Raw genomic sequence first — 8,729 nt, forward strand, 5'->3', positions numbered from 1 at the left:
GAGTCATGAACATGAAGATCGTCGTTATCGGAGGAACCGGCCTGATCGGTTCGAAAACCGTCACGAAGCTGCGCGAGCGCGGCCATGAGGCAATCCCTGCCGCACCGTCGACGGGAGTCGACACCATCACGGGCGCGGGACTGGACGCAGCGCTTGCGGGAGCGTCGATCGTCATCGACCTCGCCAACTCGCCCTCGTTCGAGGACGCCGCAGCCATGGAGTTCTTCCAGACCTCGGGCCGCAACCTGCTGGCCGCCGAGAAGAAGGCGGGCGTCAGCCACCACGTCGCTCTCTCGGTGGTGGGCACCGCCAGGCTGCAGGCCAGCGGCTACTTCCGCGCCAAGCAGGCGCAGGAACAGCTGATCGAAGCCTCCGGCATGGCCTACACGATCATCCATTCGACGCAGTTCTTCGAGTTCATGGGTGCGATCGCGCGCGGGGCGACCCAGGGCAACGAGGTCCGGCTGTCCCCGGCGCTGATCCAGCCGATCATCTCGGACGACGTGGCCGAGGCGGTGGCCGACATTGCGCTCGGCGTCCCGGTCAACGGGCTGGTCGAGATCGCCGGGCCGGAGCGCGAGCCGCTGGTCCGGATGGTCGCCCGCTTCCTCGCCGCCGCGCGGGACCCGCGCACCGTCGTCACAGATCCCGCGTCGACCTATTTTGGCGTGGTGCTCGACGAGACCTCGCTCGTGCCGGCCGGCCCGGCGAGGCTTGCCGCAACCACCTTCGACACGTTCCTAGGACGCGGCGAGCTGCGGACATGAGCCGCCTGAAACTCTATTACGCGCCGGGCGCCTGCAGCCTCGCCGGCCACATCGCGCTGCTTGAGGCGGGCGACCCGTTCGACATCGAGCGCGTCGATCTCCGCACACATGCCACCGAGCACGGCATCGACTTCAGGACGATCAGCGCGAAGGGCTATGTTCCGGCGCTGATCCTTGCCGACGGCCAGCTGCTGACCGAGAACATCGCCGTTCTCGATCATCTGGCGACTCTCTATCCGCAGCTCGCGCCTGCCGGCCCGCTCGGCCGCAGCCGGCTGGTCGAAGCGCTGGCCTTCATCTCGACCGAGCTGCACCGGGCCTTCAAGCCCATGTGGCACGGCGGCTCCGCGCGCGACGTCGCACGCGCGGCGGAAACGGTCGCCGGCCTGCTGGCCCTGATGACCACGGACATGAAGCATCCGTTCCTGTTCGGAGCGCAGCCGTCCGTCGCCGACTTCTACCTGTTCGTCATGTTGCTGTGGGCCGAGCGCTTCGACGTGGAGGTCGCCGCGCCGATGGCCGAGCTGCGCAGGCTCATGCGGGAACGGCCCGCCGCAAGCGCCGCGCTGGCTGCCGAAGGCCTCGCCTGACCGAGAACCCTGACCGACTTCACTCCGGAGATCCTCATGATCCCTCGCATTGCCGATCCCTTTTCCAAGGCCGCCGCAGGCATCAAAGCCATGTACGCCGTCGAAGCCGCCGTCGCCGCGACGCTCGACAGGACCATCCTGCATCTCGTCAAGCTGCGTGCCTCGCAGATCAACGGCTGCGCCTTTTGCCTGCACATGCACGCCAAGGCCGCCCGTGCCGACGGCGAGACCGAAATGCGCATCTATCTGCTGGACGGATGGCGCGACTCCACGCTCTACTCGGCACGCGAGCGCGCCGCGCTTGCCTGGACCGAAGCTCTGACCGACGTTGCCCGGACCGGTGCGCCGGACGAGGACTATGCCCTTGTGGAGGCAGCCTTCGACGAGACGGAACGGGTCAACCTGACATTGGCAGTTGGTGCGATCAATCTGTGGAACCGGCTGCAGATCGGTCTTCGCGCTGTGCATCCCCCCGAGGGAAGCAATGGACACGATGCCTGACTCAACCCACCTGTTCGAGGCGCAGCGGCCAAGGCTGCTGCGTCTCGCCTACCGGATGCTGGGTTCGGTCTCGGACGCGCAGGACATCGTGCAGGACGCCTGGCTGCGCTGGCAGCGCGCTGACGTGTCCGAGGTCCGGAATGCACCCGCCTTCCTGAGCCGGATCGTCACCCGGCTCTGCCTTGACGCGATGAAGTCTGCCCGGGTCCGGCGAGAGACCTATATCGGAAGCTGGCTGCCGGACCCGGTTCCCGAGCCGGACGACGACCTCAGGGCCGACAATCTGACCCTCACCCTCATGCTGGCGCTGGAGCGGCTGTCGCCGCTCGAACGCGCGGCGTTCCTGCTCCATGACGTCTTCGACATGCCGATGGACGAGATCGCCGCAACGCTCCAGCGCGACGTCGCGGCCGTCCGGCAACTGGCATCGCGTGCCCGGCGCAACGTGCAGGCCGACACGCCGCGATACGCCATCTCGCGCGATGAGGGCGACAGGATCGCGATGGCGTTCCTTGATGCAACGCGAACCGGAAATGTCGGCGCTCTCCGGACACTCCTGGCCGATGGCGTGAGGATCGTGTCCGACGGCGGCGGCAAGGTGCTGGCCTTCCCCAACGCGATCGTCGGCCTCGACAAGGCGCTGCGCCTCTACCAGGGTCTGTTCCGCAAGTACGGCGATGTCGAAACCATCGTTCGCGCGGTCCGGATCGATGGCCTTCCGGGTTTTGTCAGCAGGTACAACGGCACGCTGCAGACCACGTCACTCGAGATCGAGAACGGTCGCATCCTCGCGATCTACAAGACGCGCAATCCGGACAAGCTGCAGCACATCGCAGGAGCCGGCGGCGCGCTCCAGTGACGTCGCGGACCTGCTCGGCATCTCATGGGGATCGCCAGTCGTGTCCGCACACGGGGTTTTCTCCGGCAGATCGGCTTCTGCCTCAAAGGGCACGCATACGTTCCCGCCGCGCCGCCACAACCCGTTGATTTCACCCGCGCCGTACATGACATCGGATGCGGAACGCGGGGCGCTCACCCAAGCCGGAGGAGATCGCGGTCTCGGGTCGGGCCCCACTCTCCTGCGCGCTGACCGCCCGCCCCCCTCCCCGCGACGGCGTCCCGCGTGCCGGTGAGCGCCGTCCCGCAGGTCAGGGTCCCCGGTTCGGCGCTGCGATCCGTCCACGCGTCCCGCCGCGTCTGCCCGCCTCGTTCAGCAGTCGCCGGAAGGTCGGGCACTCCAGGTGCGAGGGCGCGGGGCAGTCGGCGACGTGGCGGAGCGTGTCGCTCAGCACGGTCAGGTCCCGGATCTTGCCGTCGATCTCGTCGGCCTTCGCGCGGATCACGTCGCGCGGCAGGTCCGGCATGGCGTTGCTGCTGAACATCCCCGCGATCTCGTCCAGCGTGAATCCCGCCGACTTGCCCATCGCGATCAGCTGGAGCTGCAGCAGCACCTCGGGCGCGAACTGGCGGCGCAATCCGTGGCGCCCGATCGAGGAAATCAGCCCGGCGTCCTCGTAGTAGCGCAGCGCCGAGGGCTTGAATCCGCTTCGTTCGGCAACCTCACCAATATCCAGGATTTTCATGCTTGACCTCAAGTCGGCTTGAAGTGGCAGCCTGCGCTCCATCGTAATTTTACGCAAGGATGGAAGCGATGGAACAGGCTGGATCGACCGGATCGAAGACATCACGACCCGCAGCCACACTCACCCTCGCCCTCTCGATGCTGCTGGCCGCGCTTGGCACCAGCATCGCCAACATCGCGATGCCGGTCCTGGCCGAGGCCTTCTCCGCCCCGTTTGCGCAGGTTCAGGCGGTGGTGGTGGCCTATCTCGCGGCCCTGACGGTCTGCGTGGTGGTCGCCGGCCGGCTCGGCGACCGTCACGGGCTGAAACCCGTGCTGGTGGCCGGCCTTGCCGTGTTCGCGGCCGCCTCGCTGCTCTGTGCCCTCGCCCCGACCCTGTGGCTGCTGATCGGCGCGCGGGCGCTGCAGGGCGCGGGCGCGGCCGTCCTGATGACGCTCGCCATGGCGCTGATGCGCCAGAGCGTGCACGGGGCGCGGGCCGGGCGTGCAATGGGTCTGCTCGGCACGGTGTCCGCGCTGGGGACGGCGCTCGGCCCCGCGCTCGGCGGGCTGCTGATCCCGCTGACGGGATGGCGCGGCATCTTCTGGGTGCAGGTCCCGCTGGCGGTGCTGGCCCTGATCCTCGCGATCACGACGCTTCCGGCCGATCCCGCCAGGGAAAAGGCGCCGTCCGCCGGCCGCCGGCCAGTCATGAGCCGGGCCCTCGCGTCCGGTCTCGCGGTGAACGTGGTGGTCGCCGCCGTGATGATGACGACGCTGGTGGTCGGTCCCTTCCAGCTCGGCCTCGGGCTCGGCCTGACGACGGCGCACGTCGGCCTGGTCATGACGGTCGGCCCCGTCATCTCCATCGCCAGCGGCGTTCCGTCCGGGCGGCTGGTCGATGCCTGGGGCGCCGGCCGCGTGCTTGCCGCTGGCCTCGCCCTTCTGGCCATGGGCGCCTTCCTGCTGGCGTTTCTGCCGAACGGGATCGGCGTCGCCGGCTATGTGCTCGCCATCCTTGTCCTGACGCCCGGGTATCAGCTCTTCCAGGCCGCCAACAACACCGCCGCGCTGGCCGACGTCGCCGCGGACCAACGCGGCACGGTCTCGGGACTGCTCGGCCTGTCGCGCAACATCGGCCTGATGGCCGGCGCCTCTGCGATGGGGGCGGTCTTCGCCTTCGGCGTGGGGACGGACGAGCTCGCGCGGGCGGCGCCTTCGGACATCGCCGCGGGGATGCGGCTCACCTTCCTGCTGGCCGGCGCCATGATGCTCGCCGCCATCGGGATCGCGGCCCGATATCGCCGGTCCGGCTAACGGCCGTCCTGATCGGCCGCGCGTGCCGTGCGTCTTGCACGACCGCGCGGCCTGTCTCCGCCCGGATCGGATGGTCGTTCTGCCGCCTTTCACCGGCGGCGGCTTCGTCCTGGAGCGTCTGGATGTCCGAACGTCAGATGTGGTCGGCCCCCATGCGGGAGGTGCGGCTGGTCATGAGCGGCACCACGATCTCCATCAGGCCGACGACGAGATGCGGCCACCAGATCACGTCGGCGAAGCCGAACAGCCAGGGCGAGACGGCGAGGAGAAGACCGCTGGCCATGTCCACGCCAAGGTGCATCCGCAGCGGGATCACCTTCGCCACGCTCAGTTCGTAGTTGGTCATCAGACTCATGACGATGGTCATCGCGCCCAGCAGCTGGGGAAGCCACTGCTCGATGCCGCCATTTGCAAAATCGAACAGATAGGGCGCCACGATCAGGAGCGCGCCGGTGACATAGTCGATGATTCCGTGGGTTCGCGTGTTGATCATCGGTCTCTTTTCTCCGTTCTCCGCCTGCGAGGTGCACGGCAGTCGGCCCCCCCAACTGCACAGAGTGCCGACTGTTCCCGGCCGAGGCACACGCTGCGACTGCGGCGCACAGCGGCCGGGCACGTTCGGGTCCGGCGAACGCAGCCAACGGAACAAACCGGAGCCCGAGATGGTTGCGGCGCCGCCAATCGCGGCTTTCGCCAGTCATGGCCTTCAGAGGAAACATCAGATGTTGGACAGGGAAATTGCCCGGAGCGTCTTCGTTACGGGACTGAAGAACGCGCACGCGATGGAGAACCAGGCGCTGTCGATCATGCAGCCGCAGGTGAACCGCCTGACGCATTATCCCGACCTCTCGCAGCGCCTCCAGTCGCACATCGCCGAGACGGAGACCCAGATCTCGCGGCTCAGCCAGGTGCTGGAGTCGCTCAGGGAGAGCAACTCGTCGATGAAGGACACGCTGCTGTCGGCGATGGGTTCGATGGCGGCGATGGGCCACGCGGTCGCAGGGGACGAGGTGCTCAAGAATTCCTTCGCGAACCTCGCCTTCGAGAATTTCGAGATCGGCGCCTACATCTCGCTGATCACCGCCGCCCGCGCCTCCGGTGACAGTCATGCCGTGGCGCTGCTGGAGCAGAGCCTCGACGAGGAGCGCCGCATGGCGGAATGGGTCGCCGCCCATATCCCGTCGGTGACCGAGACCTTCATCTCGCTGAAGGGCACCGGCGAAAGCGCGAAGGTCTGACCATCGTGGAACCGGGCGCCGGGCCTGCACAAGCCGGGGGTCCGGCGCCCATCCCCCTTGCGGGCTTCGAACTCTCGCTGGTCCTTGGCGGGGGCAACGCGCTCGGCGCCTATCACCTCGGCGCCTGCGAGGCGCTGCTGGGCGCCGGATGGGAGCCGGCCCGGCTGGTCGGCACGTCGATCGGCGCCGTCACCTCCGCGATTCTCGCGGGCAATCCGCCGGAGCGGCGACTGGCGCAGCTGAGGGCTTTCTGGGATCGGGCCTGCCAGCCGGAGGTCCAGGGCTTCTGGCCCTTTCCGGGGCCGCTGCGGGCCGGCTTCGGCACCAGTCCCGCGCTCGCCGCCCTTGCCGGCGGCCGGCCCGGACTGTTCGGTCCTCGCTACCCGGGCCTCCTCTCGCTGCTGCCGGGCATGCCTGGCGATCGCGCCATCCGGGACCATCGGCCGATGGCACGAACGCTCCGGGAACTGATCGACTTCGACCTCCTGAACAGCAGCGAGACGCGCGTGTCCATCGTCGCCGTCGACATGGAGGCGGGCGAAGAGGTCTGGTTCGACAACCGCGAGAGCCGGATCACGCCGGAGCACCTTCTGGCCTGCACGGCGCTCGCCCCCCTGTTCCCGCCCGTCGAGATCGACGGTCGCCTGCTCTGTGATGCCGGCCTTGCCAACAACCTGCCGATCGACCGGATCTTTCGCACGCCTCCCGGCACGCGGTCGCTGTGCATCGCGATCGATCTGTTCAGCGCCCGTGGCGGGCGTCCCGAGACGCTGGGCGAGACCGTGACGCGCGTTCAGGATCTCGGCTTCGCGATGCAGGCGCGCCGGGCCGTTGCGGTCCTGCGCCGGGAACTGGATCTTCTGCAGCGCCTCGATCCGGACCGGCCGGGCGCGATCCTCGCCCACCTCGCGTACAGGGGACAGGAGACCGACCGGGCGCTGAAGCCCTTCGATTTCTCGGCGCGATCCCTGCGCAGCCGGACGGCCCAGGGCGAGGCCGACATGCAAGCCATGCTGGAGAGGATCTTCCACGCGCCGCAGGACGACAGCCTCGTCTACCTCGGCCCCGCATGACTGCGAGGTGCAGCGCCACGCCGTCTGCCGGCTTCGCCGCAAGAGGAAGGCGGGGCTCGGAGGCGGCGGCAGATCCGCCATCGCTGATCCTTCGGCAACATTCGCCCGCGGCCCGCGTTACTCCGGCAAGGGCCATGACCGCGCCTGATCTGCAAGGCGATGCAACATGACAATACCCTCGGTCATTTCCCGTTCCTCCGCGGACGCCGTCAGCCGATGCCCGCCCGCCGCCGGATGCGGACAGGTGGTCTGCCGATGAAGACCGCCCGGGCGTGTCCCACACCGCCGCTCGAGCTATGGGGCGGGGTCGAGGCCACGGTGAACCGCATCGGCGGGCGCTGGCTCGACCAGCTTCGCGAGAGCGGACATCACGAGCGTCCGGGCGATCTCGATCACTTTGCAGACCATGGCATCGCCGCGCTGCGCCAGCCGATCCTGTGGGAGCGGACCGAGCCCGTCCCCGGCATGCGCGACTGGTCGTGGTCCGACATCTGGATGGAGCGGATGGGCCTCCTCGGCCTGCGCCCGATCGTGGGCCTTGTCCATCACGGCTCCGGGCCGGCATGGACGGGGCTCGCCGAGGAGAGTTTCGCACCGGGCCTTGCGGCCCATGCCGAAGCCGTCGCGCGCCGGTATCCGTGGGTCCGGGACTGGACGCCCGTGAACGAGCCGCTGACAACGGCGCGGTTTTCGGGCTCTATGGACACTGGTATCCGCACCAACGCGACGAAGCGGCGTTCTGGACCCTGCTGCTCAATCAGGTCGACGCGACACGGCTGTCGATGCGGGCGATCCGGCGGGTCATCCCGGCGGCGCGGCTGGTGCAGACCGAGGACTTCGGGCACACCTACGCCACCCCGCCCTGCCAGCCGCAGGCCGACCACGACAACCTCCGTCGCTTCGCGAGCTGGGACCTACTGTTCGGCCGGGTCGTGCCCGGTCATCCCCTGCATCGCCATCTCGTCGACATGGGCTTCCAGCGCCGGCTGGAGGTCATCGCCGCCGATCCCTGCCCCCCCGATGTGGTGGGCCTCAACCACTACGTCACCTCGGACCGTTTCCTCGATCATCGGCTGGAGCGCTATCCGCCGCAGTTCCACGGCGCAACGGGCGGATCGCCTATGCCGATGTCGAGGCCGTCCGGGTGATCGACGGGGTGGAGACCTGGGCCCGCCATCTCGAGACGCTCTGGTCGCGCTATCGCCGGCCGATCGCCATCACCGAATGCCATCTCGGCTGCGACTGCCCGGACGAACAGGCCCGCTGGTTCGCGGAATGCTGGTCCGAGGCGCTGGCGGCGCGGCGCGCGGGGTCCATGTCCTCGCCGTCACGGCCTGGGCGCTGGTGGGCAGCACGGGATGGAACGCGCTGCTGACCGCGCCGGGCGGCCTGCGCGAGCGGGGCGCCTTCGAGCCGACACTCGAAGGACTCGCGCCGATGCCGCTCGCCCGGCTGCTGCGGGCCGCGGCGGCCGGTGCCTTTCCCGCGGCAGCCGCAAGTCCCGGCTGGTGGCGTCGGCCGGAGCGCTTCGTGTTCGGCCCGACAGAGCAGGAGCCGTCGCGGGAGGCGCGGGCCGAGGGCCGCGTCTTGCAGCCGGCTTCCTGATCGACAGCTTTCCGTGGAACGCAAGTCCACAGGCGGCGTGTCATTCCACCATCTAGAAAGGATCTCATATGACAATT

At 68.7% G+C, this 8,729-nt stretch carries 13 protein-coding genes; 10 read left to right on the forward strand and 3 right to left on the reverse strand.

The annotated features are described in order from the left end of the window. The first annotated feature begins 11 nt into the window (after positions 1–11). From A6302_RS09135 to A6302_RS09150, 4 genes are read left to right on the forward strand one after another with little or no spacing between them, the layout of a single operon-like run. Entirely contained in the window at positions 12–767 is a 756-nt protein-coding gene (locus A6302_RS09135; RefSeq protein WP_069306792.1) for an SDR family oxidoreductase, read from the forward strand. Continuing rightward, positions 764–1,357, forward strand: a complete 594-nt coding sequence (locus A6302_RS09140; RefSeq protein WP_245294002.1) for a glutathione S-transferase C-terminal domain-containing protein — start codon at positions 764–766, stop codon at positions 1,355–1,357. Before A6302_RS09135 ends, A6302_RS09140 begins: the two co-directional genes overlap by 4 nt. 36 nt (positions 1,358–1,393) lie before the next feature. Beyond that, positions 1,394–1,858: a carboxymuconolactone decarboxylase family protein gene (locus tag A6302_RS09145; protein WP_069306783.1), complete on the forward strand. Its 465-nt coding sequence runs from the start codon at positions 1,394–1,396 to the stop codon at positions 1,856–1,858. Beyond that, on the forward strand, positions 1,842–2,717 hold the full coding sequence (locus tag A6302_RS09150) for a sigma-70 family RNA polymerase sigma factor (RefSeq protein WP_069306784.1): 876 nt from the start codon (positions 1,842–1,844) through the stop codon (positions 2,715–2,717). The genes A6302_RS09145 and A6302_RS09150 overlap by 17 nt, the downstream gene beginning before the upstream one ends. Positions 2,718–3,006: 289 nt before the next feature. Here A6302_RS09150 and A6302_RS09155 read toward each other — a convergent pair whose 3' ends face one another. Further along, entirely contained in the window at positions 3,007–3,441 is a 435-nt protein-coding gene (locus tag A6302_RS09155; protein ID WP_069306785.1) for a helix-turn-helix domain-containing protein, read from the reverse strand. Between the two features lie 68 nt (positions 3,442–3,509). Between A6302_RS09155 and A6302_RS09160 the strand changes: the two genes are divergently transcribed. Further along, complete coding sequence (locus tag A6302_RS09160) at positions 3,510–4,736, forward strand: MFS transporter (RefSeq protein ID WP_069306786.1); 1,227 nt, start codon at positions 3,510–3,512, stop codon at positions 4,734–4,736. 133 nt (positions 4,737–4,869) lie between these two features. Here the strand turns inward: A6302_RS09160 and A6302_RS09165 are convergent, their stop codons facing one another. Further along, positions 4,870–5,229 (reverse strand): SPW repeat domain-containing protein, encoded by a 360-nt coding sequence (locus A6302_RS09165; protein WP_069306787.1) that lies wholly within the window; start codon positions 5,227–5,229, stop codon positions 4,870–4,872. 229 nt (positions 5,230–5,458) lie between these two features. On the opposite strand from A6302_RS09165, the gene A6302_RS09170 reads away from it, so the two are divergent. Both A6302_RS09170 and A6302_RS09175 read left to right on the forward strand, forming a co-directional pair. Then, positions 5,459–5,974, forward strand: a complete 516-nt coding sequence (locus A6302_RS09170; RefSeq protein ID WP_069306788.1) for a ferritin-like domain-containing protein — start codon at positions 5,459–5,461, stop codon at positions 5,972–5,974. A gap of 5 nt (positions 5,975–5,979) precedes the next feature. Beyond that, positions 5,980–7,047 carry a patatin-like phospholipase family protein gene (locus tag A6302_RS09175; protein WP_245294003.1) on the forward strand — a complete coding sequence of 356 codons (1,068 nt, stop codon included), beginning with the start codon at positions 5,980–5,982 and terminating at the stop codon, positions 7,045–7,047. A 294-nt stretch (positions 7,048–7,341) separates the two neighbouring features. Here A6302_RS09175 and A6302_RS23495 read toward each other — a convergent pair whose 3' ends face one another. Beyond that, positions 7,342–7,593, reverse strand: a complete 252-nt coding sequence (locus tag A6302_RS23495; protein ID WP_069306789.1) for a hypothetical protein — start codon at positions 7,591–7,593, stop codon at positions 7,342–7,344. Between the two features lie 92 nt (positions 7,594–7,685). Between A6302_RS23495 and A6302_RS23500 the strand changes: the two genes are divergently transcribed. The 3 genes from A6302_RS23500 to A6302_RS23510 are packed head-to-tail and all read left to right on the forward strand — an operon-like array spanning position 7,686 to position 8,652. Beyond that, a complete protein-coding gene (locus tag A6302_RS23500; RefSeq protein ID WP_069306790.1) occupies positions 7,686–8,195 on the forward strand; it encodes a hypothetical protein in 510 nt (169 codons plus the stop codon). After that, positions 8,192–8,422, forward strand: coding sequence for a hypothetical protein (locus tag A6302_RS23505; protein WP_210183302.1), 231 nt, complete (start codon positions 8,192–8,194; stop codon positions 8,420–8,422). Before A6302_RS23500 ends, A6302_RS23505 begins: the two co-directional genes overlap by 4 nt. Beyond that, positions 8,392–8,652, forward strand: coding sequence for a hypothetical protein (locus A6302_RS23510; protein ID WP_210183303.1), 261 nt, complete (start codon positions 8,392–8,394; stop codon positions 8,650–8,652). Before A6302_RS23505 ends, A6302_RS23510 begins: the two co-directional genes overlap by 31 nt. Positions 8,653–8,729: the final 77 nt, after the last annotated feature.

Source organism: Methylobrevis pamukkalensis, assembly GCF_001720135.1.
In the GTDB taxonomy this organism is placed as follows: domain Bacteria; phylum Pseudomonadota; class Alphaproteobacteria; order Rhizobiales; family Pleomorphomonadaceae; genus Methylobrevis; species Methylobrevis pamukkalensis.

Bases quoted from the DNA above. Each gene is read 5' to 3' on its own strand.
- A6302_RS09165 (WP_069306787.1), bottom strand. From the start codon at position 5,229: ATGATCAACACGCGAACCCACGGAATCATCGACTATGTCACCGGCGCG.
- A6302_RS09140 (WP_245294002.1), top strand. From the start codon at position 764: ATGAGCCGCCTGAAACTCTATTACGCGCCGGGCGCCTGCAGCCTCGCC.
- A6302_RS09135 (WP_069306792.1), top strand. From the start codon at position 12: ATGAAGATCGTCGTTATCGGAGGAACCGGCCTGATCGGTTCGAAAACC.
- A6302_RS09145 (WP_069306783.1), top strand. From the start codon at position 1,394: ATGATCCCTCGCATTGCCGATCCCTTTTCCAAGGCCGCCGCAGGCATC.
- A6302_RS09150 (WP_069306784.1), top strand. From the start codon at position 1,842: ATGGACACGATGCCTGACTCAACCCACCTGTTCGAGGCGCAGCGGCCA.
- A6302_RS09160 (WP_069306786.1), top strand. From the start codon at position 3,510: ATGGAACAGGCTGGATCGACCGGATCGAAGACATCACGACCCGCAGCC.
- A6302_RS23495 (WP_069306789.1), bottom strand. From the start codon at position 7,593: ATGGACAAGGCCCACGATCGGGCGCAGGCCGAGGAGGCCCATCCGCTC.
- A6302_RS09170 (WP_069306788.1), top strand. From the start codon at position 5,459: ATGTTGGACAGGGAAATTGCCCGGAGCGTCTTCGTTACGGGACTGAAG.
- A6302_RS09155 (WP_069306785.1), bottom strand. From the start codon at position 3,441: ATGAAAATCCTGGATATTGGTGAGGTTGCCGAACGAAGCGGATTCAAG.